Source organism: Methanosarcina soligelidi (assembly GCF_000744315.1).
GTDB classification, from domain to species: Archaea; Halobacteriota; Methanosarcinia; order Methanosarcinales; family Methanosarcinaceae; genus Methanosarcina; species Methanosarcina mazei.
Map to the genome: position 1 here is coordinate 3,492,138 of NZ_JQLR01000001.1, position 23,547 is coordinate 3,515,684.

Here is a 23,547-nt window from a genome sequence, read left to right on the forward strand (position 1 = left end):
AAATTAACTGTCGGGTAGCAAGATTGCTATTTTTATTTGTGCAAATATGTATATATAACATATCTTCACTCATTTAAAGAACTTCCTTCGTGAAATGAGAATTATGCAAGAGAGTACTGCCTCTTTTCCCGGGTCAGACCCGAAAGAAAAATTGTTGAAGCCTGCCAGAGATATCCGGAGTATCCTGCGCTGGGGCTATCCTAAATTCGCAACTATCCGTTTTGTAGCTGAGCATTCCAGGCTAAGCGCAGAGGAGCGGCACATTCTCAGCAGAGTAATTGTTTCCCCGGAAAAAGTAGTCTCGAGGATCAGGAAGAAAATAGCCTGTGATAGCATAAATAACAGAGACCTTCTGCTTGATGGGTACAATGTCCTGCTGAGTGTCGACAGCCTCCGCAAAAACGAACCCATGTGGTTCTGCGACGACGGATATATCAGGGACACACGCTATTATTTCGGCAAAAAAAACCAGGCTGAAGATCTCGAAGAAGCCCTTGACTCAGTCCTTGAATTTTTATCAGAAGCCAGCCCGAAGTCAGTAAGCTTCCTTCTTGATTCACAGATTAGCCGGAGTGGAGAACTTGCAGGTTTCATCCGCCGCAAAATTGAAAATTACGGGATTTTGGGAGACGCATACACATCAAAAACTGCGGATTTTGACCTGAAAAGAGAAGGAGGAAATTCAGAAAAAAACCTTATCATTGCGACTTCAGATGGAATTATAATCGATTCAGTTCGGCAGGTACTTGATATCCCTGCCTGCCTTATGGAAAAAAAAGGAATTGAGCCTCTACGGCTTTACTGAATCCTGGCTTTGCCAGCCTGAGCGGACAGGGATTATTAATTTATTACCAGGCGTCCTGTCTGAAACATTCTGCCTGCCTGTAAATTTTTTCAGCTTCGGCGTACTGCCCTTTTTCTTTAAGCAGATCTCCATAACCGGAAAGGCTCCCAAAATGCCCGGGGTTGAGTTCAAGGGCTTTTTTGTACTGAACTTCAGCTTCATGCCTGTGCCCGAACCTGGCAAGCAGCCCTGCATATTCGCAGTGAGCTTCAACGTCTTCAGGGCTAATTTTAAGCGCATACCTGAAGTGCACTCTTGCCCCATGGATGAGTCCGTGTTGTGCAAGCAGGCGGGCATAATAAAGGTGGAGTTTAGAGCTTTCAGGGTCTGCTTTGAGAGCTACTATGTAATAAGTTTCGGCCTCGATTGGCTCCCCTTTTTCCTCAAGCAGACGTGCATAGCGGAAATTTGATTCAACGTGCTCCGGGTCGATTTCAAGAGCACGTGCATAATGGAGGCCTGCTTCGGTTTTCTGTCCGCGCCTGTTGAGCAAAATTCCATACCCGCAGTGCGATTCGACATGATCGGGGTCAAGAAGAAGGGCTCTTCTATATACTTCTTCGGCTTTATCCAGCTGGCTGAGCCTGTAAAGCAGGCAGCCATAACTGCAAAGGGTTTCCACATGGTCAGGATTGAACTCAAGAGCTTTTTCATACTGAATCCGTGCTCCGTCCAGCTACCCTGCCCCGGCAAGCATAGATCCATATCCGCAGAGGGCTTCTATATTTCCCGGGTTTTCTTCAAGAATTTCTTTGAATTCTCTGGCAGCGGATTCCATAAGCCCCAGTAAAGAAGCCGTTTTTCCTGCCACCATATGGGCTTCTTCCCGCATTTTACCTGAGAAAAGAGAAGCAGAAGCCCTTGAGACTACATATTCTTCCCGGAACATCTTATCATTGCCGAAAATAAAGGAGAGTTTCAGCAGGGTCTCAGGTGAAAGCAAATTCTCATGTGAAAAAGAAATGACAGACTCAGTTGCCTTATCGAGATCACATTCATCTTCAGAGACCTTCTCGATTACATGAAAAACCAGCTTGTCTACGGCATCCATTTCCATGCTCAAAAAACCTCCTAAAATTTATGACCAGATTCAATTTATTTGGCAGACTATAAATAATTAGTTATATTAAATGGATACAATAAATTGGAAAAGATGGATTTCAAAATACAAGGTATCAGAGCAAACCGAAAAAATAAAAATTAAAGAATAGAACAGCGTTTGACCGACAGGATAATATATTCAGAAAATTGGGAAAGATTTCCTCCCGCATCCCATGCTGCGAATAAAAACACATGAATTTAATTTTTACTTACTCACTTACTTACTCACTTACTTACTTACTTACTTATTAAACCCTGTTCACATACAGACTGTACCTCGGCTCGATATCATACATGCCCTCCAGCTCCTGTTCGGTCAGGAAACCTCTTTCAATCAGTTTAGTGAGGGTTTTCCTGTCAACGGATTCAACCATATCCCAGAGTTCCCGCTCCTGAAGATATGATTTCAGCTTTCTTATCTTCCAGAGTTTCCAGTCCACTCTTTTCCTCTTAAGTTCCACATTTCCTATTCTCAGGATATCTATTCCTTTCTCGTCAAAAGTATTCAGAATACGGTTCCTGAGTTCTTCCCGCCGCTTTTCAAGAACAGATATTGCCGAGACCAGCTCGTCATATTCAAGTGCAATATCTGCAAGATCCATCTCTTCGGGATCCTGTTCGCTTATGTCAAATTCTACCGTCCAGCACTCCTCCTTTTTATCCCTGAATTTAGACGTGATTTTTTTGCAGGGGTCTTAAATGTATCTTAAATAATTCTGTATTCTTTTCAATCAAGTATCTTTATGACCAGATAGTGTATGACCGGATTTTTATGACCGGATTTTTATGACAAGGTTGCTGTCAAATTTTCTACAATCAGGTTGTCTATTTATGTTTAAGCGTATACGCACATCGGATTTATAGATGCACCCGCAGAATATAGCTATAAAAAGAGTATAGCTATACATATACAGAGATTTATACTCTGATAGATAACAGCAAATCATATCTCAGTTATACATTCAACTGCTTATACATAACACATAAAAATTTTCAGAAAGTATATAAAGCAGGAATGATTAAAAAGGATTATCAGGGGGAGTTTATTGTGACCAGCCTGAGAAAAGCAAGAAAAAAGCAAGAATTGCGCCTGATTATGCCGGAGATAAATGGGATTCTGGAATCCGAACCTGCTGTGCTCAGGATTGATCCCGAATTAATTATGCTGATAGGAGATATACATGGAAACCTTGATGCCCTTGAGTTTATTATAGCAATGAGAAAAAAACTGGGCTGTAAAAAAATTCTCTTTCTGGGAGACTATGTGGACCGCGGAACGGAGGGTACGGAAGTCCTCATAGAGCTTTTCCGGATGAAACTCGAAGAGCCTGAGGATGTCTTTCTTTTGAGGGGAAACCATGAAAGTGCTGATATGAATATTTATTACGGCTTTTTTGAAGAGATAGATTTTGACAGGGATTTTCTTCTTGAGATCAGCAGGACATACGAAAGGCTGCCGGTAGCAGCATTGGTATCTGGACATACTTTCTGCGTACACGGGGGAATCAACGGAACAGAAAATATCGATACTATCACAAAGGAAGGGGCATTTCCTTATCTCTGGAATGACCCGTCTGAACGCCCGGGGCTGGTCACCTCATCAAGAGGTTCTACCGTCAGGGAATTCGGACCTGATATCGTTGAAGGCTTTTTAAAAGTGAATAGCCTGAAAAGAATCATAAGAGGGCATACAGCCTTAAGGACCGGGTATGAATGGTGGTTTGATGGGAAACTCCTTTCCCTTTTTTCCTGCCCTGATTATGTTGGACTTGGAAATGCTGCTGCTTTCGGAATGATGAGAAGAGAGGAAATAAAAATAATTACTTTCGAAAGCTGAGACCAGTAAAATGAAAATTTGGCTGTGCAGGTAAAACTTAGTGGTCTGAAAGAAACTTTGAATAGTAGAAAACCACCACCCTGAGCCACTCTTTCAGACAGAATTTTTATGTTTTGCCGGCTGTGAACTGCTTTTAAGTTAAGAAAGAAATATATAAAGTTTAAAATTCTGAGGACGGATGCTAGACTTATGCAGCGAACGTCTTCTTTCAATAGTACTGAAAGATGTTTCAAACTGCCTTTTCTGACTGACCCTATTTTCGGTATTATTAATCCGGAATAATCCAGTTTCGGTATTTTTTGTTAATCAAGAATAATTCCGGTTTCCGCATTTGTTATTAATCCAGAATAATCCAGGTTTCTGTCATTTTGCTCCCGATATCCGGGTCAAGCTGCATGGCTTTCATGTACTGTATTTTAGCCTCGTCGAAACGCCTCATTTTTCTCATAAGCAGCCCGTAGCTGTAGTGGAGAGGAGGATAATAGGGGTTCAGGTTAAGGGCTTTCTTATATTCTTCCTCTGCTTCGGAGAAGCGCCCGAGTTCCGAAAGGAGGTTTCCATAGCTGTAATGCCCCTCGGCACTTTCCGGGTCAAGGCTGAGAGCTTTTTTATATTCGATTTCAGCCTCATATCTCCTGCCGAAACGGGCAAGGAGGTTTGCATAATTGGAATGCACTTTTGCATCATTCTGGTCAAGGGCAAGGGCTTCCAGGTACTGTTTTTCAGCTTCCGAGACTCTGCCTTCCCTTGCAAGAAGGTTTCCGTAGTTGAAAAGAGTCCTCCTGTGCCTGGGGTTAAGGGAAAGAGCTTTTCTGTATTCTTCTTCGGCTTCTGAATAACGCTCTAGGAAGGAGAGAAGAACTCCGAAATTGTGGTGGAGGCTCGGGTCTTCAGGGTCAAGCTTCATTGCAAGCCTGTACTCTTTTTCAGCATCCCTGAGTCTTCCAAGCTCAAAAAGCATATTTGCATACCCACCTCTGGCAGGAACATAATCGGGATTGCCGGCAAGAGCTATCAGGTAACGGTCTTCTGCTTCCCTGAAATACCCGTACTCGGTAAGGAGGTAAGCGTACCCTGCATTTGCCTTTACATGTTCGGGTGAGTTTTCAAGTACGGTTTTATACTCATTTTCTGCATCTTCAATCCTTCCAAGCTCTAAAAGAAGTTCAGCATAAGCACATCGCGCATCCGCATTCCCGGGGTTTTCTTTCAGGACTTCAAGGTAGCTTGCTTCGGCTTCAGGGGAAAAGCCAAGCAGATGTGCCGCAGTACCCAGCGCATAACAGGAATCTTCGCGGAGCTTTCCGGAAGCCTGCGTCAAACAGACCTTTGCAAACACATATTCTTCCATATGCATTTTTTGCTTCCTGCAAGCACTGGACAGGTTGAGCAGGAGTTCGGGGGAGAACGATTTTTCTTTCGAATTTTCCAGAGCAAAATCGGCTGCACAGGACAGGTTGTTCTGGTCAGACCCGATTATTCCAATTACTTCGTACACAAAGTCATCAATTACTTCAAAATCCATACATCCGGCACCTCAGAAGGGTAGTGTTTTTAATGGGGGATTGTCAGTGTAACATCCAGAGTATAGTTTTACATTTAGTTGAATATATTAGTGAGTGAATAGTCAGTATCACTATCCGACATAATATTAGTGTTTGAATAGTGCATAAGAGAATCAGTATAATATTACAATTATCATATAACACTCTATCCCTTTGTAACTTAAAATAAAACAGTAATTGGATCGAGAGACACTGTTTTCCTAAAAAAATAAATTCCACAAGATAAAAATCGAGCATTGCAAGACAGAAAAGGTAATAAAAATAAAATAGCAATTATAAAAACATAAAAAATGATACGATTTAATAGAATGGAAAAGGAAACACTAAATAAATAAAAATACGATTGGAAAAGAAAAGCACATCGAATGATAGTAACCATAGTTAAGGATAAAAATTAAAAAATTTCGAATAGGGTATAAACCAGGAACTAAAAAATAACCAGCCGTATTAAAAGAATAGTGATAGTCAGCTAAATTATCCGATCAAAAAGCAGTCTGTCATTAAAAAAATAAAAGTCAATTTAAGAAGAGAACCTGAGAAGACACGGAGAAGTATAATAATCAACGAAAATTAAAAGAGATGAGATCAGGCGTCAAAAGTTTTAGACCTCTGTCCTCTGGTAGATCTGTCCTCTGGTAGATCTCTGTACTCTGGTAGATCTGTACTCTGGTAGATCTCTATCCTCTGGTAATATTCCTTAAATTTGATTATTTTTAATTTGATTATCTTTAATTTGATTATCTTTAATTTGATTATCTTTAATTTGATTATCTTTAATTTGATTATCTTTAATTTGATTATCTTTAATTTGATTATCTTTAGTTATTCTGAGCTTTTCCTGAAGCCAAAAGACAGTCCCATGACCAGCCCTGCACCAGCTCCCATCAACATTCCGAGAACCAGCCCCATAACCTGAGAACTCATAGACGGTGCAAGGATAAAGTTTCCAAACAGTATTCCGACTGTTGCGCCCGCCCCGATTCCTGCAGGCATCCATCTTCCGGGAGACTGTTCTTTTTTCCCGGATTTTACCACATTTTTTGCGCTATTTGTTTCTTTCATTTCTCTTACTTAATCCCATTTCATTTATTTAACAGGTTTCTTCATTCCTGCTTCAGTCCTGCTTCAATCTCTTTCTTCAATCCTGCTTCAATCCGGTTTCATTCATCTATTCTGTTTCTTCATTCCTGCTTTCTGCTTGTATTTCACTTAATAATCCTTAAAGCAAACAGAAAATAAACTTATATTTTACCTCAGGGTTGAAAAACAGATTCTGAACCTGAATAGAATATTTTTTAATCAAGAAAACATGTTCCTGCATGAAAACATATTCATACATAAAAAACTTTTATTTATTGTTCAGAAAAAACAATATATGAGAAGTATACTCTCCTTATTGCTTAAAAGCATGAGATAATCGTTTGCACCGGCAAAAAATAGATATCCAATAGCCTTGCCGCGGATATCCGATAATTATTACTATAGATAACCAGTAATCATCACATAGATTCAATAACTATCGCCACAGATGATCAGTAATCATCACTATAGATTCAATAATTATCGCCACAGATAAACAGTAACCATAACCACAGATAACAGTAATAATTTAAATATCCCTGAAATTGATCATCATGTTTCTCAAACTCTTTTCTCTGTTTCTGATAATTCCCGTTGTGGAGATTTATCTCCTGCTCAAGGTAGGGGAAATAATCGGAGCTCTCAATACCGTTCTCATTATTTTGATCACCGCAGGCATCGGGGCTTACCTGACAAAAAGCCAGGGTTTCAGGGTGCTCCGTCAGATCCAGGACGCAACCATGCAGGGTTACATGCCTGGAAACGAACTCCTTCATGGACTCTTTGTATTAATCGGGGGCTTTGCCCTTCTGACCCCTGGCTTCCTGACAGATACCATAGGGTTTTCCATGCTTATTCCTCAGATCCGGGAGATCTATGTGAGAATAGCAAAAGGGATCATAAGGAAAAAGATACAGCAGGGCAACATCCAGATGAGGATGTATACTGATTTCAGATGACCGCATTCAGAAATGACAGTATTTCGGGTATGTAACATACCGGTAATCAGACCATACGGAGACGTTTCAGGACAGAATCAGGGATCGTCCTATAGTTTCAGAACAATCATTATGGAAGAACCCCGAACACGTAAAGAAGCGCAGGCGCCAGAAAAACCGTAATTAGCCCGGCGATTCCTATTGCAAGTCCGCTCATTGCTCCTTCGGTTTCTCCAAGCTCTATTGCCCGGGTTGTCCCGAGAGCATGAGAAGAAGTCCCGATCGCGATCCCGACTGCAACGCTATCTTTTATCCGGAAAGAGCGGCAGATGAACGGACCCAGTACAGCTCCTATAATTCCGGTTATCGAAATTGCAGCCACTGTTATTGCAGGCATGCCACCTATCTGTTTTGAAATCTCTATTCCTATGGGCGTGGTTACGGATTTGGGAACAAGAGAACTGGTTATGACATTATCAAGTCCCAAAAGACTTGAGAAGATCAAAATGCTTGAAATGCCCGCAATGCAGCCTGCACTTATGCCTGCAATTATAGGCACGGCGTCATTTTTCAGGAGCTGGATTTTTTTGTAGAGGGGAACGGCAAGGACTACAGTTGCAGGTCCGAGAAAGAACGAAATGTAATCTCCACCTACATTATAGGTCTCAAAATCTATCCTGAAGTAAAGAAGGACGAGAATCACAAGCGCAATGCCCACAAGGAGAGGATTGAAGACGGAAAAACGGGTTTTCTTATAGAGCAGGCTGCCTGCCTGAAAAGCAGCAAGGGAAAGAAGAATCCCAAAAAGAGGCGTGCCCAGAAATTCATTCAAAAAATCGGCCTGCACTTCAGGTCACCTCTTCTGTCTTCCTGTCGGATGATTTCGCTTTTTTATGCACCATGACCTCTTTTCCACTTAACTTTTTGACAAATTCAACTGTCAATCCCGTAACTCCCAGGATTATTACTGTTGAGATAATGGAGACCCCGAGAACTGCAGTCCATTTACCTTCAAGCACGGCAAAGCATGTTATGAGGCTGACCCCTGCAGGGAGAAAGAAAAAAGCCAGGTTATCGAGTAGAAAATCGCTTATCCTGTCTATCATTTCAAGCCTGACCACACCTGCAAGCAGGCCGAAAAAAAGGATTAACATGCCCAGGATATTGCCGGGAATGGGCAGCCCGAATGTTTTTTGAAGCAGCTCGCCCAGAAAATAAATGCTGAGAATAATTGAAAATTGTTTTAGCAAAAGCTCATTTTCCTCCTTAATTGGAAATGGACTAAAGAAATTGAATTATAAATACCTTCTCGATAAGGAAAAGTTGTTACAGTGTACTCAGGATTACAGGCCGGGAAGTTAACTCAAAGAATTATCCGGATTCCTGGAGAATAGTGGGATTCGCAGTGCCGGATAAAAATGAAAGCTTTTGTAGGGCACACAATAAATTCATATCAGGCGAACTCCTATTTTCCTTGGGTGTTCTGATGGGAGAGAACCGCTTAGTATACATGGACCACGCAGCCACCACTTTCATAAAACCGGAAGTGGTTGAAACTATGCTGCCTTTTTTGAAAGACCATTTCGGGAATCCTTCTTCCCTGTATTCAATAGGCAGGGAAGGAAAAGAAGCTGTGGAAACTGCGAGGGAAAAGCTTGCAAAGGCTCTTGGAGCCAGCCCCGAAGAAATTTACTTCACTTCAGGGGGGACGGAGTCTGACAACTGGGCTGTTAAAGGAACTGCTTTTGCCAGGCGTAAAAAAGGGAAACATATTATCACCATACCAATCGAACACCACGCCGTGCTTTACCCCTGCAAGTATCTTGAAACTAAGGGATTTGATGTAACCTATCTGCCTGTGGACGAATACGGACTTGTAGACCCTGCAGAACTGGAAGCTGCAATAAGAGAAGACACTATCCTTATTTCGGTCATGTACGCCAATAATGAAATAGGGACAATCGAGCCCATATCAGAGATAGGGAAGGTTGCCGGAGAGCACGGGGTTCCTTTCCATACCGATGCCGTACAGGCAATAGGCAATTTTTCTCTTGACCTGAAGGGGAAAGACAGGGATGTGAATATGCTCTCACTTTCCGCGCATAAATTCTATGGGCCAAAAGGAATAGGGGCTCTATATATTAGAGAAGGGACTGAAATTGACAGCTACATTCACGGGGGAGCACAGGAAAAAGGGAAACGGGCGGGGACAGAAAATGTTGCGGGAATTGCCGGAATGGGAAAGGCTATAGAGCTTGCGACTGCAAATATCGAGAAGCATGCTGAAAAGATAAGAAAAATGAGGGACCGTTTAAGGAAAGGAATAATGGAAATTCCCCACTGCAGGCTGAACGGGCACCCGGAAAAGCGCCTCCCAGGAAACCTGAACTTCAGTTTTGAGTATATAGAAGGGGAGTCCCTGCTGCTTATGCTTGACCAGATGGGTATTTGCAGTTCAACAGGCAGTGCCTGTTCTTCTGGCTCTCTTGACCCTTCACATGTGCTCAGCGCAATAGGGGTGCCCCCGGAAATTGCCCAGGGCTCTTTGCGCCTGACTCTGGGAGATGCAAATACCGAAGAAGATGTCGATTACGTACTCGAAGTCCTGCCTCAGGTCGTTGAAAAATTAAGGGCTATATCTCCGTTCTATAAACCATCAGGTGCATGTGAAAAATGAATACAAAGAACGTAAGTGGGGGAATTTTGTGTATAATAAGAAAGTAATGGACCATTTTATGAATCCGAGAAACGTGGGGGAAATAGAAAATGCGGATGGCATCGGAGAAGCAGGAAACCCTCACGGGGACCAGATGAAGATCTTCCTGAAAATACGGGACAACAGAATAGAAGATGTAAAGTTCAAGACTTTTGGCTGTGCAGCAGCAATAGCTTCCAGCAGCATGGCAACTGAAATGATAAAGGGCAAAACCCTTGAAGAAGCCTGGGAGCTTACAGATGAAGCTGTAGCCGAAGCCCTTGAAGGGCTGCCTCCGGGAAAACTTGAATGTTCGGTAGTTTCGAGGGAAGCTACCCACAGAGCGATCAATGATTACCGCAAAAAGCAGGGGCTTGAACCTCTGGAAGAAAAGACCTGAAAAAAGGTAAAGATCCTCAGGGCTAAACTCTGCATGATCACCTTTCCGAACTCTTTTAGCCCCGGATATTTCAATTGAAAATATGATTTAACCCATATCGCAAACTTGATTATAAAAGTATCAGATCATACCCTATGAAAAAAATAGGGATTGCAATTACTGATCCTGAAGACTGGACAACCCGGGCACTCATCAAAGCGGCAAAAGAAAAAGGTTTTTCCCCTCTTGTTTTTGACCTCAGGGGTGCGGAAGTCAGGATAAATTCAGGCATTTCTGAGCCAGCCTCCATTTTTAAAGCAGGTGAAGTTCTGCTCTCAGACCTTGATGCACTTATTGTACGGGATGTGGGTGCAGGGGCTTTTGAAGGGGTTTCATTCAGGTTTGACATACTCAGGGAACTCGAGGCAGAAGGGGTCCCGGTTATAAACTCTCCTGAAGCCATCCAGAATGCGGCAAACAAATACCATGCTTCTTATCTTCTTGCAAAAGCCGGGCTTCCTGTACCCGAAACTGTAGCTGTCCAGAGTCTGGAGGCAGCATTAAAAGTAATATCAAAATTCGGGGACGCTGTTATAAAACCTGTTTTTGGATATAAAGGGAAGGATATTGCAAGGGTAAAGAACCGGGAAATCCGGTTTTCAGACCGAAAGATTGAGCCTGCACCTGTTGAGGAAATTCTTGAAAAGCTGCTTGAAGAGAAAGGGATGCTCTATATTCAGGAATTTATAGAAAACCCGGGGAGAGACATAAGGGCTTTTGTTGTGGGCGGCACTGCCATAGGAGCTATTTATAGAAAAGCTGCTGCTGGCTCCTGGGTGAACAACCTGAGCCAGGGAGGAAGTTCGGATAGATGCGTTCTTACCGATGAGCAGGAAAAAATTGCCGAAAAAGCTTCACTTGCGCTTGGGACGACATTTGCAGGCATTGATATTATAGAAGGCACGGAAGAATCGGAAGAAAACAAAAAAACCGAAGGCACGAGCAGTGAAAACAGGAAAAGTCCAAGGATACTTGAAGTCAACGGAACACCTTCAGGAAAAGGGATTTTTGATGCCTGGGGAATAAATCCCGCAGACCACATTCTGGAACACCTTAAAAATATTTTATGAATTAACTATAAATCTGATTGGAGTTAGTATAACATATTTTAGAAAGAGAATTCATAAAGGAATTATCAAACCCGTAGACTGCTGATTCAGCCGGCGGACCCGTAAAAACGATAAGAGCTGCTTTTGACATAAGCAGTCCGAAAACGATTATCCTGAGGACAATCGGTCAAGAAAAAGTTATTGAAATTTTAAAACAGATCCGGATTTCCAGCCGGGAAGACCGCACAGAAAACATTAAGATATAGGTTGCCTTTGAATAGTCAGAGGCAAAAGATGAGTGAATACAAACAGTGTATAGTTACCCGGGACGACCTGAAACTTTCTAAAGGCAAATTTGCTGTACAGGTGGCTCACGCTGCCCTTTCTGCAGCTGAATGGGCAAGTAAAGGCGACCTTGAAAAATGGAAAGAAGGAGGGCAAAAGAAAATTGTCCTGAAAGTCCCGAGCATTAAGGAACTTTATGAGCTTAAAGAGAAAGCAAGGCGGGAAGGGCTCCCTACTGCTCTTATACAGGACGCGGGCCTTACTGAGATCCCTCCCGGAACCGTTACAGTGCTCGGGATAGGGCCGGCAAAAGAAGAGCTTATAGATAAAGTTACAAAAGACCTTAAACTCGTTTAACTTCAGGATTTCCGGGTAAAAAATATAGTCAAGTTTAAAAAGCCAGCAAAGGATATCAGAAGAGATGTTTTCACAGACAGGAAAAAAATTCTGCCTGCTGTTATATACAGGAGGACGTACATGAACAGGTTAGAGATTTCAGAGAAAGAGCTAGCCTCAATAATTGCTATCCTGTGTATATTCCTTTTACTGATAATAATAACTGGATTTCTCTTTCCGAACACTGCTGACAATATTACAGACGAATTGAAAGAATATCTTGGGCTGAGTTCCGGGGATGAAGCCGAAGAGGCATTCATACCGGATATAGCTTCTTTTACTTCCCCGGTAATACCCTCGTATTCCACTTCAAAGAAAGAACTTACTCCTATTCTGAGGACTCCGTTACAGCCCGGCTTCTCTCTCAGCAGTAGCTATCAGACCTCAGAGCTTTTCCAGGGTGGGATAGGTTACCTGAGAGTGGGAATTAAAAACGAAGGCAGAAACCCGATATTTATTGACAGGTACGGAGTTTCGGTTAACACTTCCAGAAACAGGCTTTATTCCGAAGACTGCGGAGTTTTGCTTTCCCCGGGAGAGGAGCAGATACTAGGGATAATCGCGGTGCAGGTTCCTGATGAAGAAAAAGCCAGATTCAGTATTGTACTCTGGCTTCTTGCCTCGACGTCAGAAGGGAAATGGCACGAGTACGACCCCTATTACCTGAACGGGTTCACCACCGATCTGAAGACAATGCCTGAAAAACATAACCCGAAATACCGGTACAATCCTGATTATTACTTTAAAACAATAAATGGACTGGTGGAGTCCTCCGAGCCTTCCGTGAGAACCAGAGCAGCCGAAACAGCCCGCTCATATCCCGGGGCTTATAATATGTATCAGGTCTGTGCCCTCTTTGACATGGTAAAAGAAGAAGTCGAATACGTAAGCGACCCCAGAGGGAATGATATATGGGAGCCAGCCAATGTTACCCTGCGAATCGGTGCAGGAGATTGTGAGGATCAGGCAATTCTTCTCTCTTCCATGGTCGAAGCTATCGGAGGCACAACAAGAATTTATCTGACAGATAACCATGCTTTTACAGCTGTTTATCTGGGCAACGGGACCGATTCAATCGAAGGTGCGGTTAAGGGAGTGAGGGCTTATTACGGAAATGTCGACGTAAACTACCTGACCGATGAATATGGTTCCTGGATTATGCTCGACCCGACTTCCAGCCTTTATGCAGGCGGACTCCCCGGAAAAACGGCCCAGACAATGATTCGGGGATTGGAAGGAAACGAAACTAAAAGAAGCTGGACATTTGTAGACACAAGGCAGGTAAAAGTGATTGACATCAGCACCAGAGCGATTTAATAATTCCATAGCACAAATAAGGTAAGTTTTGCATATCGGGCAACACGCAGGAAAGGATATTTTTAAAAACTGTTGACCTCAACAGCCGATCAGCATGTTTTACCCTTTTACTATTATTCAAAAAAACGGCTGTTAATATGATTCAAAGACTTGTCCAGTTTACCAAACCTATTCAGATTATCAAACCTATTAATATTATTAAAGGAGTGTTTATAACCTATGGAAGTCCCGGAAATTGAAAAACAGATAGGAATAAATCTTTATTCTACCGATACCACAGGTCTTGGAGGGCAGCTCCGCCAGGAGATAGAGGATTTCATTGTAAAAGAAATAACAAACCGTGAGGAAGGCGAGGAAGGAAAATACCTCATTGTTGAAATTACAAAAAGGGACTGGGACACGCACCACCTGACCCGGACTCTCTCAAGGATCCTGCAGGTAAGCCAGAAAAGAATCAGTGTTGCAGGCACGAAGGACAAAAGAGCTCTTACCACACAGAAAATCAGCATATTTGATACCGATGCATCAGAAATAGAAAAAATTCACCTGAAGGACATAGAGCTGAAAGTGCTCGGACGCTCCCGGAAATCCGTAGAACTTGGGGATCTGTGGGGAAATGATTTCAGGATTACAGTGAGAAATATTGAGAATTCCCCGGAAGAGACAGATGCTCTGCTCAAAAAGACCACTGATCAAATTCTTGCTCAGGGAGGTGTCCCCAACTTTTTCGGGATTCAGCGCTTCGGCTCTGTCCGTCCTGTAACTCACCTGGTAGGAAAAGCCATTGTTGAAGGGAACTTTGAAAAAGCATCCCTCCTTTACATTGCCGAACCTTTCCCGGAAGAACCAGAGGAAACAAAAAATGCCCGCCAGTTTGTCAAAGACACCCTGGATTTCAAAGAAGGGCTCAAAACCTATCCTCTCCGTCTGGGCCACGAAAGGGCTATGATGAACCATTTGATAGCAAATCCTGAAGACTATTCCGGATCTTTCCGCGTGCTTCCGCAAAACCTTTACAGGATGTTCGTACACGGGTACCAGTCCTATATTTACAATATAATCCTCTGCCGCAGGATAGAAGCCGGCATACCATTGAACCGGGCGGTTGAAGGGGATATAGTCTGTTTCAGAAACGAAGTCGGGCTTCCGGATTCCTCAAAGACCGAAAAAGTTACTTCCGAAACCGTAAATGCCATGAACCGCCTGCTAAAGCTCGGCAGAGCCTTCATAACTGCCCCGCTTCCGGGTTATAATACTGAGTTTGCATCCGGGCTTCCGGGAGAAATAGAAAACGAGGTTCTTAAAGAACTTGGAGTTTCTCTTGAGGGCTTTAACATAGAAGAATTCCCTGAAATGAGCTCAAAGGGTACCAGAAGGGAAGTTCTCCTGGAGGTCAAACCGAAGTTTGAGGCTGGAGAAGATGAAGTGAACCCCGGAAAATCAAAGGCAGTTCTTGAGTTCATGCTGCCGAAAGGGAGTTATGCTACAACCGTTCTGCGAGAATACATGAAAGTGGACCCTCTGCAGATGAGTTGAGAAACTGAAAACTCAAAAAAACCGGCAGGGCTGCAAAAAATATGCTGCAGTAAAAACTGACAGCTCAAAGCTCTATACCTTACTTTTTTTGGCATGCGGACCAGGTGCTTCACGGCACTCTGACCTTCTTATATACAGGGCACGCAAAAAGGCTTTTCGTCATGAACCTGTGCCAGAAACGGTTTTGTTCCTGTATAACTAAAAACAAATCAACGTAAAAAGCGTGTATTGAAATTAAAGAAAAAAATATTCAGGCCGAAAATGATACGGCTGAATCTGATATAAACTATTAGATTTTATTACAGACTGGAACCTGCCCCCTTTTCCACCAGTCTTCCATACATGTTTGCGATAAAGATTGTATTTGTAAACATGAGTGCAGGCAGCCCCACAATTACGATTGAGAGAATTAGAAATATAAAACTAAGAGCATACTGTTTCAGGACTGTCGTAATATACTCTCCAAAATTGTTCCTGACAATATTCAGGATGTCAAATTCAAAGAAGGATTCAATAGTCTGTTTCCTCATAAAATTAACAGCGAGTAAAGGAATCACAAAGACCCCCAGTAACACGCTGACGAGGTTTCCGAAAATTTCGCTGACATAAGTTGCAGCATACAATATAATCGCATATACTATGTAGAAAGGAAGCGCTTTCAGAAAAACTATAAACCCGAGTTTCAGGTCTTCCATAAAATCGAGTTTTATAAGGCCTTCATATCTGCCTTCAACAAACTCATTGATAAGCCTTACAGTGTAACCGAAGAGTGCAAGCCATCCTATAACTGGAATTATTAGCAAAAGTGCATAAAGGAGCCTTGCTGGCGTTTTAAAAGGATATTTGAAAGCTTCTGAGAAACTGATGGTTTCTATAATGATCACCAAATATACTGCTATTTTTCAGATATATAAAACTTTGTAAAAATAAGAGTAGAGAAATAGATAAACTTTAGTAAATAAATTTACAGAGAAAGTTAAAATTGAAAAAAGAAAAAGAGATTTAGAATTATAAAAATCTGTTTGAAAATATATCGTAAACAGCTGGATTGATTTGTGAAATTGAAAGCCTGGATATGAAGGCCTGGATATGAAAGCCTGGATAAGGGATTATTTCTAACCCCTCCAGATCTTCTCATCAGTGTCCTGAAAGGAAAAACTTACCGGTTATTTTTTCTTTTTCTCTTTTTCAAGCGTTTTCTTTGCTTTTTTATCACCTGAAGAAGCTTTCTTCTGCAGTTTTTCCATTTCTTTCCGAGCCTTAGAGTTAGAAATCTGTTCAAAATCTTTCTTATCCATTACCATATGACGATCTTTCAACAGGATTGCTGACGCAACCTCGCCACATTATTTTTGCAGCTTATAATTAGTCAAATATTACAGTAAGTCAGGAAATTAAATGTATAAACTATTTAATGATTTTGACAGAAAGGTTTCGAAAGGAAGGAAATACCTTGGAGAGGAATACATAAAAATATTCAGCAAAATAATAAAAATATTCAGCAAATTAAGAACTCAAAAAATTAGAAAAACCCACATAAAAAGTTCTTAAGAACTCAAAAAGTCCTTAATTACATCTAATTGAGAAAAATTTCCGGGACATGAATTAATAAGTCCCGGTTTTTCTCATAAATATCACGCAAAAAGAAGAAAAGTGTTAGGGTTATTTTTTCTTCATTTCCTTTGCCAGCTTCTTCTTTGCGTCCTTGCTGCCTGCGGAAGCCATTTTTTCCAGCTCCTGCATCTTTTCTTTCTTAGCTACCTTTTTCTTATCCATATCTTTTTTAGACATTGCCATGGTATATACCTTCATAGAATTTAATGAAACAGAAATATCCGCAAGGTACGATGCCAGTTCAGTACCCCAGCAGATACCACATTAACCCATTAATTTCATTTTTAAAACTATTTATCAGTTTCCCGAGAAAGGGAAACTGGCGTTTTTATAAAGTTCCTGAGTCATCCAGCAAATGCTGTCCTTAATCTGACTACTGGACTTCTCTTTCCTTCCTGTATTTACACATTGCCCTGACGAGCCCTTTAAATGGAGGAGACGGCCTGCCTGGTCTCGACTTGAACTCAGGGTGGAACTGGGAGGCAAAGAAAAATCGTTTTCCTGGGATTTCGGCAATTTCCATTCTATTTTTATTTTTGCCGGAAAACACTATGCCAAAGGATTCAAGCCTGTCCACGAATTCGGGGTTTACCTCATACCTGTGGCGGTGACGCTCAACAATATAATTGGTCCCATAGAGCTTTGTGGCAAAGGAGCCTTCTTTCAGGATAGCATCATAGTCCCCAAGACGCATGGTGCCTCCCATATCCGCAACTCCGGTCTGTTCCGGGAGGATATCAATCACAGGGTAAGGAGTATCTTCATCAAACTCCGTGCTGTTTGCGTTTTCAAGGTTTGCCACATTTCTTGCAAACTCAATTACCGCAAGCTGCATACCCAGGCAGATTCCAAGGAACGGGATGTCGTTTTCCCTGGCAAATTTAATTGCAAGCATCTTCCCTTCAGTCCCACGGCCTCCGAAGCCGCCTGGAATCAGGATGCCATCATACTGTTTTAGTTTTTCAACTTCTGCCAGGTCTTCTTCAAGGGTCTCAGCTTCAACCATGTTGACTTCAACCCTGCACGCGTTATCAATTCCTCCGTGCTTTACAGCTTCAAGGATGCTGAGATAGGAATCTTCGAGATTTGTATATTTGCCCACGATTGCCAGCTTTACCTCGTCGGTTGTGGACTTCATCCTTGCAACCATTTCTCTCCAGCCACCATCATCAACACCGGACTCCAGCCTCAGGTGCTTCATAAGCTGGGTGGTCAGTCCCTGCTCCTCGATCTCAAGAGGCACTTCGTAAATGTCGCCGGCATCATGGGCGCTGATAACCAGCTCCTGGGGAACATCACAGAATAAGGCAATTTTTTCCTTGGCGCTTTCCTGGAGGGGAGTCTTTGACCTTGTAACTATCACTTCGGGGCTCAGCCCAAGTGCCCGGAGTTCTTTCACCGAGTGCTGCGTAGGTTTGGTCTTCTGTTCTCCCTGCAAATCTTCCATTACAAGGGTCACATGGATAAAAACAATGTTTTCAGAAGGTTCTTCCCTGTGCATCTGGCGGACTGCTTCAAGGAAAGGCATGCTCTCAATGTCTCCTACAGTCCCTCCTATCTCAATAAGACAGACATCAGCCCCGCTCCTTGCTGCAACTTTTCTTATTTTATTTTTGATCTCATTTGTAATGTGAGGAATAATCTGGACGGTTTTTCCGAGGTAGTCTCCCCTCCTTTCTTTGGCGATCACTTCCTGATAAACCTTGCCAGTTGTTATGTTGTGGTCCCTGGTGAGTTCCGTGTCAAGGAACCTCTCGTAGTTTCCGAGATCCAAGTCAACTTCGCCTCCGTCCCTGAGCACAAAAACTTCCCCGTGCTGGTAAGGGCTCATGGTACCTGCATCGATATTGATGTAAGGGTCGATCTTGATAGCCGTAACTTTATAACCTTTATTTTTCAGGTTTCTGCCGATGGACGCGATGGTGATGCCTTTCCCAAGCCCGCTCATCACCCCACCGGTAACTACGATATACTTCATGGGTAAGCTTCCTCGATAATTTTCTAATAAGAATTCCGGACTGAATACAGTCCTGTAAATGTCAGATTAAAAAGTACTTAGAAGTGTAACTTATACAATTCCTGATTTAATTCTTGTGTACGAACACAATACCAATATCTTCATGATATAAAAATTACTCTCTGATTCTAAAAGAGACAGCACTTGGAAATGACAGAAAGTAAAGAGACATAACTTAAAAAGGACGGAACGTAAAGAGATAGAATTTAGAAAGGGCATAACGTAAATAATAAAAACAGTTCCATGTTTTTAGAATCAAACCGGTCCAGACTTAAAAAATTAAAAGCTCAAAAGAGCCTGAGAATAAACAAAAGGTTCGGACAGGTGAGTTAACTGAGCATCTTATCAGAAACCTTTTGCTTAATCCAGAATTTGTTTCACAGGGTTTTACTTCAAGCTATTTACATTAGCTGAACCGCGGAACATTAAGCCCGTAAACGGTACTTAAATTTCGTCCATAAACTTTAGCAGGATGTAGGTCGTACAGGTCACAAACAGAATCGAGAACAAAAGGGATTGGGTAAAACTTACATCGAACTGGAGGCTCTCTGGCAGCAGGAAATAAAGAAGGAATGAAGATACAAGCAGTAAAAATCCTCCCAGAGCCAGAATAAGGGGAAACCTTTCGTTTTCCCCGGTGCCTTTTCTGGTCCGTTTTCCTGAAGAAGCCGGGAATCCTCCCCTGAAGTTCTTGAAGGCTGAAGCTGATATTCCGCCAAATCCGCTTCCTCCTGACATCCGGGAGCGGGAAGCCTTTTTTGCTGGCTCTACTACGAAAGGTCTTGAGGGTCTTAACTCTTCGCTCTCTTCTTCCCATTTATCAAGCTCATCTTTTTGGGGCTCCTGAGTCTTTGCCTCAACTTTTCCGAGCTGGACAGGAAAACTTTTCTTCTTTGAGCCGTAACCTGCGGTTATAAAAATCTGACCATTTGTAAGTACCCTGCCGTCCTGCGGAATTCTTGCGACTGCAGAAACATATTCTTTCTGAAGGACATAAGGGTTGTCCCGCAAAAATGTAATCTGCCCTTTCAGCTCGTCACTGACGGAAAGGTGAATATGTGTTGGGGATCCGTAGTTTGTGATAAGGATTTCAAAGGTCTGTTCTCCGCCTGGATAAAGAGGGATTTCAATATTTTCTTTTTCAAACTCAATTGAATTTATTTCCTGCCGATTGATAATAACGTTCTGGAATATCTGCTCCAAGTTCACCCCTCACATCAGTTCCTGAGGTCTGCAGGAAGCAAGTTCGGAATCCCTTCGTCTATGGGGTAATGCTCTTTACAGACAGGGCAGTAGAGGGTTCCTGATATGACCTCTTCTTTATTTTCTTCAACAACGTTCAAAGTCAGGTCGCCCTTACACACAGGGCAGGCCAGAATATCCATAAGGTCTTTTTTCACAAAAATTCACCATCAAAGCCACTTTTGCGATAGGGGAGACAGAGTTTTACTTTTCGCAGGAATAGTTAAATGTTTTGTTTTATATTTCCTGCTTCTTATCTTCATAATCCCGGATATGAAAAACTTATCCTTGTATTTACATTTAATCAGGGTATATCCGCCAGAGCCATTTACTTATATCTTTGCAGACTTCATGTTCGCCCACAGGTCTCGTATCCCTATTTTTGACATTTCTAATTCCAGTGATTTTGTATTCAGACAGTGATTTTTAACTCCTGACCAGTGGAATTATCTGTAGAACTGGCTTTTCCTATCTCTACCCTTTGATCTCTGTAATACTGGAAATTTAATGTTTTCAATGAATCATTCTTCAATTCATCTTCCTATTTTAATGTAATCTAAGTACTTACAGCTAACCTATCATTTAATAGTCTATTTGTGAGTTGGGTTTTAGATTTCTGCAGAAAGTTATAACTTTAGATATATATTAACGCGTTGCTTTTTTAAAGAAAGTATATAAAACAATAGCTTTTGATATTCTGAATAATTTATTAAACTGGAAAAGTTGAGATTCAGAGAAATCATGTTAACCCGGGTTGTCGCACTTTTTGGGTTTGAAGACATCTTAAAAAAATGAAAACTGGATTTTCGAGCAATCTCAAAAATGTACAGATAAAGGTGTGGGATGTAGAATGAAACAAACGGCATTTGAGAAAAGCATCGACCCAGCAAGTCAGAAAATGCTGGAGAAAGCGGAAAATGAAGGCATAGAAACTGCCTGGGACAGGTATGAAAAGCAACTGCCTCAGTGCAGTTTTGGGCAATTGGGGATTTGCTGCAGGAACTGCAATATGGGACCCTGCCGGATAGACCCTTTTGGGGAAGGGGCTGAGAAAGGGATATGCGGCGCTACGGCAGATATTATTGTTGCCCGGAATCTCTTAAGAATGATTGCTGCAGGAGCAGCAGCACATTCGGACCATGCCAGGGACGCAGTGTTGACTTTTAAGAAAATGACTGAAGGAGAAGCAGGAAGCTACGGGATAAAAGATAAAACAAAACTGTTCTCTCTTGCTTCAGAATACGGGATTTCCTTGGAGGGAAAAAGCCCTGAAGAAGTAGCAGGAGAACTTGCCAGTGCCCTGCTTGCGGAATTTGGAAAGCAGGAAGGCCCTATACAGTATACACGCCGTGCCCCCGAAGCAAGGCTCAGGCTGTGGACAAGTCTCGGAATAGAGCCCAGAGGAGTTGACAGGGAAATTGTAGAATGCATGCACAGGACGCATATAGGAGTGGATAACGATGCAACTCATATACTCCTGCATGGGTTGAGGACCAGTCTCTCGGACGGCTGGGGCGGTTCCATGATCGCAACCGAGATACAGGATGTCCTTTTCGGAACACCTGAACCGAAGAAGAGTACTGTAAACCTCGGCGTGCTCTCCCATGACAAGGTAAACGTGATCATCCACGGGCATGAACCAATCCTCTCGGAAATGATTGTGCAAGCTGCGGAGGACCCTGAACTTCTTGAACTCGCAAAAGAGAAAGGGGCAGCAGGAATCAATGTTGCCGGAATTTGCTGTACGGGAAATGAAACCCTGATGCGCCATGGGACCCCTATTGCAGGAAACTTCCTTCAGCAGGAACTTGCAGTGGTTACAGGTGCTGTAGAAGCAATGATAGTGGACGTGCAGTGTATAATGCCAGCCCTGGGAAACCTTACAGGCTGTTATCACACGAAATTCATATCCACATCGCCTAAAGCTGATTTCCCCGGAACTGTGAGAATGGAATTCCATGAAGAAAGAGCTTATGACACCGCAAGGGAGATTGTGAGAACAGCTGTAGAAAACTTTCCTAACAGGAATATCGAAAAGGTAAATATTCCGGAAGAAAAGCAGGAGTGCATGGTCGGCTTCAGTGCGGAGGCAATCCTTAAAGCCCTTGGCGGCAGCCCTGCTCCACTCATCGATGCGATTGCCGGAGGTGCGGTGAAAGGGATCGGAGCAGTTGTCGGATGTAATAATGTAAAGGTCCAGCACAATTACGGGCACGTGAACCTTGTAAAGGAGCTGATAAAAAATAATGTCCTTGTGGTTACCACGGGATGCAATGCAATTGCCTGTGCTGAAGCCGGGCTCCTTGTACCTGAGGCTGCTGCCCAGGCAGGGGATGGTCTTAAAGGAGTCTGCGAGGCTCTCGGCATTCCACCTGTTCTGCATATGGGTTCCTGCGTGGATATCAGCCGAATCCTGGTGCTTGCCTCGGCAATTGCAAAGAGCCTGGGAGTCGACATAAGCGACCTGCCTGCTGCCGGAGCAGCTCCGGAGTGGATGAGCGAAAAAGCAGTGAGTATAGGAGCTTATGTTGTTTCTTCAGGAGTGTTTACAGTACTGGGCACTGTTCCACCTGTCCTTGGAAGCCAGGCAGTCACGGCTCTTCTGACAAAAGGCCTGGATAATGTTATTGGAGCAAGCTTTGCAGTTGAGCCTGACCCCTTCAAAGCCGCAAACCTGATGCTTGAGCACATTGAAGGAAAAAGAAAAGCATTGGGCCTGAACTGAGGGAGGAGGAACGTAATGAAAGACGTGATCATCCTGCCGGAACGCTGCATGGGCTGCCGCTCCTGTGAGGTTGCCTGTGCTGTTTCCCATTCAAAAAGCAAGAACCTTTTCCAGGCTTTAGGAGAAGAAAAAGTCCCGAAAAAACGCATCTCTGTTGAATACATCCACGCACTTGAAGCCTCAGTTCCTATCTCCTGCCGTCACTGCGAGGATGCACCCTGCGTTTCGGTTTGCCCCACAAAAGCTCTTTCCAAGGACACAGTAACAGGTACTGTAAATCACAATAATGAGCTTTGCGTGGACTGCTGGAAATGTTCTACTGTATGCACCCGTTTTTCGCCCCTGTATCTCTTACTCCTTGTTTCAGGGTGCTGGAGCTCTTCCATGTCACACAACTATGGAGTAATCGACAGGCAGACTGAAGAAGGGACAATTGTAAGATGTGATCTATGCGGGGAAAGGGAATTACCTGCATGTGTTGAAGCCTGCCCAACACACGCTCTTGTATTTCTGGATATAAAGAGGCATCCGGAAACAAAGGCTTTTAGCTATTTCTGAAAACTCCAGGGCAAATTAAAAAATATACTGGAAAACATCATTTATGGTAATGGGTTTTCCAGGTTTTATTTTTCGTCGTGAAACAGTAAAGTAGCCGGATATTCTCTCAGATGGAGTACAGGGTTTCTGCTGGTGCCTGGTTGATGCTACTTACCTGCTGATAGATTTCTCCAGAGGCGATCAGAAAGGTTTTTTCAACTTCTCCAGCAAACGAGTAGATTCAAACGAGTAGATTCAAACAAGTAGATTAGTCCTTCCTGTAATCCTGGTTCTTTTTTTCTGATAAATCCTGAAAGGAGTTTGATCTCT

Annotated in this window: 25 protein-coding genes; 12 read left to right on the forward strand and 13 right to left on the reverse strand. The window is 42.8% G+C overall.

Annotated features, from left to right (window positions below):
- Positions 1-94: 94 nt before the first annotated feature.
- A complete protein-coding gene (locus M886_RS14960; RefSeq protein WP_048051420.1) occupies positions 95-805 on the forward strand; it encodes a DUF434 domain-containing protein in 711 nt (236 codons plus the stop codon).
- Positions 806-848: 43 nt separating this feature from the next.
- Here the strand turns inward: M886_RS14960 and M886_RS19245 are convergent, their stop codons facing one another.
- The 3 genes from M886_RS19245 to M886_RS14970 all read right to left on the reverse strand — a co-directional run bounded on the left by M886_RS19245 (position 849) and on the right by M886_RS14970 (position 2,547).
- The gene (locus tag M886_RS19245) at positions 849-1,520 is read right to left on the reverse strand and encodes a tetratricopeptide repeat protein (RefSeq protein ID WP_327036905.1); all 672 of its coding nucleotides are present in this window, start codon (positions 1,518-1,520) and stop codon (positions 849-851) included.
- Complete coding sequence (locus M886_RS19250) at positions 1,521-1,907, reverse strand: hypothetical protein (RefSeq protein WP_226987660.1); 387 nt, start codon at positions 1,905-1,907, stop codon at positions 1,521-1,523.
- Positions 1,908-2,193: 286 nt separating this feature from the next.
- The gene (locus tag M886_RS14970) at positions 2,194-2,547 is read right to left on the reverse strand and encodes a hypothetical protein (RefSeq protein ID WP_011032055.1); all 354 of its coding nucleotides are present in this window, start codon (positions 2,545-2,547) and stop codon (positions 2,194-2,196) included.
- Positions 2,548-2,993: 446 nt separating this feature from the next.
- Between M886_RS14970 and M886_RS14975 the strand changes: the two genes are divergently transcribed.
- Entirely contained in the window at positions 2,994-3,782 is a 789-nt protein-coding gene (locus M886_RS14975) for a metallophosphoesterase (protein ID WP_226987661.1), read from the forward strand.
- A gap of 337 nt (positions 3,783-4,119) precedes the next feature.
- Here M886_RS14975 and M886_RS14980 read toward each other — a convergent pair whose 3' ends face one another.
- Both M886_RS14980 and M886_RS14985 read right to left on the reverse strand, forming a co-directional pair.
- The gene (locus M886_RS14980) at positions 4,120-5,307 is read right to left on the reverse strand and encodes a tetratricopeptide repeat protein (protein WP_011032057.1); all 1,188 of its coding nucleotides are present in this window, start codon (positions 5,305-5,307) and stop codon (positions 4,120-4,122) included.
- An 862-nt stretch (positions 5,308-6,169) separates the two neighbouring features.
- A complete protein-coding gene (locus M886_RS14985) occupies positions 6,170-6,409 on the reverse strand; it encodes a hypothetical protein (protein ID WP_048040185.1) in 240 nt (79 codons plus the stop codon).
- Between the two features lie 572 nt (positions 6,410-6,981).
- Between M886_RS14985 and M886_RS14990 the strand changes: the two genes are divergently transcribed.
- Positions 6,982-7,386, forward strand: coding sequence for an FxsA family protein (locus M886_RS14990; RefSeq protein WP_048038251.1), 405 nt, complete (start codon positions 6,982-6,984; stop codon positions 7,384-7,386).
- 109 nt (positions 7,387-7,495) lie between these two features.
- Here M886_RS14990 and M886_RS14995 read toward each other — a convergent pair whose 3' ends face one another.
- Both M886_RS14995 and M886_RS15000 read right to left on the reverse strand, forming a co-directional pair.
- Positions 7,496-8,212, reverse strand: a complete 717-nt coding sequence (locus M886_RS14995) for an LrgB family protein (protein WP_048051421.1) — start codon at positions 8,210-8,212, stop codon at positions 7,496-7,498.
- Between the two features lies 1 nt (position 8,213).
- Positions 8,214-8,615 carry a CidA/LrgA family protein gene (locus M886_RS15000; protein WP_011032062.1) on the reverse strand — a complete coding sequence of 134 codons (402 nt, stop codon included), beginning with the start codon at positions 8,613-8,615 and terminating at the stop codon, positions 8,214-8,216.
- A 236-nt stretch (positions 8,616-8,851) separates the two neighbouring features.
- On the opposite strand from M886_RS15000, the gene nifS reads away from it, so the two are divergent.
- From nifS to truD, 6 genes are all read left to right on the forward strand, one after another.
- Positions 8,852-10,042: a cysteine desulfurase NifS gene (gene nifS / locus M886_RS15005; protein WP_048051422.1), complete on the forward strand. Its 1,191-nt coding sequence runs from the start codon at positions 8,852-8,854 to the stop codon at positions 10,040-10,042.
- 28 nt (positions 10,043-10,070) lie between these two features.
- On the forward strand, positions 10,071-10,460 hold the full coding sequence (gene nifU / locus M886_RS15010; protein WP_015410867.1) for a Fe-S cluster assembly scaffold protein NifU: 390 nt from the start codon (positions 10,071-10,073) through the stop codon (positions 10,458-10,460).
- A gap of 134 nt (positions 10,461-10,594) precedes the next feature.
- Positions 10,595-11,569 carry a tetrahydromethanopterin:alpha-L-glutamate ligase gene (gene mptN / locus M886_RS15015; RefSeq protein WP_048051423.1) on the forward strand — a complete coding sequence of 325 codons (975 nt, stop codon included), beginning with the start codon at positions 10,595-10,597 and terminating at the stop codon, positions 11,567-11,569.
- Positions 11,570-11,842: 273 nt separating this feature from the next.
- Positions 11,843-12,190 (forward strand): peptidyl-tRNA hydrolase Pth2, encoded by a 348-nt coding sequence (gene pth2, locus M886_RS15020; RefSeq protein ID WP_048051424.1) that lies wholly within the window; start codon positions 11,843-11,845, stop codon positions 12,188-12,190.
- A 120-nt stretch (positions 12,191-12,310) separates the two neighbouring features.
- On the forward strand, positions 12,311-13,546 hold the full coding sequence (locus M886_RS15025) for a transglutaminase-like domain-containing protein (protein WP_048051425.1): 1,236 nt from the start codon (positions 12,311-12,313) through the stop codon (positions 13,544-13,546).
- Positions 13,547-13,765: 219 nt separating this feature from the next.
- On the forward strand, positions 13,766-15,082 hold the full coding sequence (gene truD / locus M886_RS15030; protein ID WP_048051426.1) for a tRNA pseudouridine(13) synthase TruD: 1,317 nt from the start codon (positions 13,766-13,768) through the stop codon (positions 15,080-15,082).
- Between the two features lie 299 nt (positions 15,083-15,381).
- Here the strand turns inward: truD and M886_RS15035 are convergent, their stop codons facing one another.
- Positions 15,382-15,966: a DUF4013 domain-containing protein gene (locus M886_RS15035; RefSeq protein WP_235203982.1), complete on the reverse strand. Its 585-nt coding sequence runs from the start codon at positions 15,964-15,966 to the stop codon at positions 15,382-15,384.
- Between the two features lie 282 nt (positions 15,967-16,248).
- A complete protein-coding gene (locus tag M886_RS18715; RefSeq protein ID WP_160173169.1) occupies positions 16,249-16,401 on the reverse strand; it encodes a hypothetical protein in 153 nt (50 codons plus the stop codon).
- A 79-nt stretch (positions 16,402-16,480) separates the two neighbouring features.
- On the opposite strand from M886_RS18715, the gene M886_RS18720 reads away from it, so the two are divergent.
- The gene (locus M886_RS18720; RefSeq protein WP_160173170.1) at positions 16,481-16,633 is read left to right on the forward strand and encodes a hypothetical protein; all 153 of its coding nucleotides are present in this window, start codon (positions 16,481-16,483) and stop codon (positions 16,631-16,633) included.
- A gap of 111 nt (positions 16,634-16,744) precedes the next feature.
- Here M886_RS18720 and M886_RS19405 read toward each other — a convergent pair whose 3' ends face one another.
- From M886_RS19405 to M886_RS15050, 4 genes are all read right to left on the reverse strand, one after another.
- On the reverse strand, positions 16,745-16,879 hold the full coding sequence (locus M886_RS19405; RefSeq protein ID WP_268745865.1) for a hypothetical protein: 135 nt from the start codon (positions 16,877-16,879) through the stop codon (positions 16,745-16,747).
- A gap of 190 nt (positions 16,880-17,069) precedes the next feature.
- Positions 17,070-18,674 carry a glutamine hydrolyzing CTP synthase gene (gene pyrG / locus M886_RS15040; RefSeq protein ID WP_048051427.1) on the reverse strand — a complete coding sequence of 535 codons (1,605 nt, stop codon included), beginning with the start codon at positions 18,672-18,674 and terminating at the stop codon, positions 17,070-17,072.
- 483 nt (positions 18,675-19,157) lie between these two features.
- The gene (locus tag M886_RS15045) at positions 19,158-19,922 is read right to left on the reverse strand and encodes a DUF7524 family protein (protein ID WP_235203983.1); all 765 of its coding nucleotides are present in this window, start codon (positions 19,920-19,922) and stop codon (positions 19,158-19,160) included.
- Between the two features lie 8 nt (positions 19,923-19,930).
- Positions 19,931-20,113, reverse strand: a complete 183-nt coding sequence (locus M886_RS15050) for a methytransferase partner Trm112 (RefSeq protein ID WP_015410876.1) — start codon at positions 20,111-20,113, stop codon at positions 19,931-19,933.
- A gap of 692 nt (positions 20,114-20,805) precedes the next feature.
- Here M886_RS15050 and cooS point away from each other — a divergent pair.
- Complete coding sequence (cooS, locus tag M886_RS15055) at positions 20,806-22,680, forward strand: anaerobic carbon-monoxide dehydrogenase catalytic subunit (RefSeq protein ID WP_048051429.1); 1,875 nt, start codon at positions 20,806-20,808, stop codon at positions 22,678-22,680.
- A gap of 15 nt (positions 22,681-22,695) precedes the next feature.
- Positions 22,696-23,238: a 4Fe-4S dicluster domain-containing protein gene (locus M886_RS15060; RefSeq protein ID WP_011032076.1), complete on the forward strand. Its 543-nt coding sequence runs from the start codon at positions 22,696-22,698 to the stop codon at positions 23,236-23,238.
- Positions 23,239-23,547 lie beyond the last annotated feature (309 nt).

What these genes read in the sequence shown, in the direction of transcription:
- truD (WP_048051426.1), top strand. Translation starts at nt 13,766, where the DNA reads ATGGAAGTCCCGGAAATTGAAAAACAGATAGGAATAAATCTTTATTCT.
- cooS (WP_048051429.1), top strand. Translation starts at nt 20,806, where the DNA reads ATGAAACAAACGGCATTTGAGAAAAGCATCGACCCAGCAAGTCAGAAA.
- M886_RS14970 (WP_011032055.1), bottom strand. Translation starts at nt 2,547, where the DNA reads ATGGATCTTGCAGATATTGCACTTGAATATGACGAGCTGGTCTCGGCA.
- M886_RS14990 (WP_048038251.1), top strand. Translation starts at nt 6,982, where the DNA reads ATGTTTCTCAAACTCTTTTCTCTGTTTCTGATAATTCCCGTTGTGGAG.
- M886_RS15025 (WP_048051425.1), top strand. Translation starts at nt 12,311, where the DNA reads ATGAACAGGTTAGAGATTTCAGAGAAAGAGCTAGCCTCAATAATTGCT.
- M886_RS14960 (WP_048051420.1), top strand. Translation starts at nt 95, where the DNA reads ATGAGAATTATGCAAGAGAGTACTGCCTCTTTTCCCGGGTCAGACCCG.
- mptN (WP_048051423.1), top strand. Translation starts at nt 10,595, where the DNA reads ATGAAAAAAATAGGGATTGCAATTACTGATCCTGAAGACTGGACAACC.
- M886_RS18720 (WP_160173170.1), top strand. Translation starts at nt 16,481, where the DNA reads ATGTATAAACTATTTAATGATTTTGACAGAAAGGTTTCGAAAGGAAGG.
- pyrG (WP_048051427.1), bottom strand. Translation starts at nt 18,674, where the DNA reads ATGAAGTATATCGTAGTTACCGGTGGGGTGATGAGCGGGCTTGGGAAA.
- pth2 (WP_048051424.1), top strand. Translation starts at nt 11,843, where the DNA reads ATGAGTGAATACAAACAGTGTATAGTTACCCGGGACGACCTGAAACTT.
- M886_RS14980 (WP_011032057.1), bottom strand. Translation starts at nt 5,307, where the DNA reads ATGGATTTTGAAGTAATTGATGACTTTGTGTACGAAGTAATTGGAATA.
- M886_RS14985 (WP_048040185.1), bottom strand. Translation starts at nt 6,409, where the DNA reads ATGAAAGAAACAAATAGCGCAAAAAATGTGGTAAAATCCGGGAAAAAA.
- nifS (WP_048051422.1), top strand. Translation starts at nt 8,852, where the DNA reads ATGGGAGAGAACCGCTTAGTATACATGGACCACGCAGCCACCACTTTC.
- M886_RS15060 (WP_011032076.1), top strand. Translation starts at nt 22,696, where the DNA reads ATGAAAGACGTGATCATCCTGCCGGAACGCTGCATGGGCTGCCGCTCC.
- M886_RS19405 (WP_268745865.1), bottom strand. Translation starts at nt 16,879, where the DNA reads ATGGCAATGTCTAAAAAAGATATGGATAAGAAAAAGGTAGCTAAGAAA.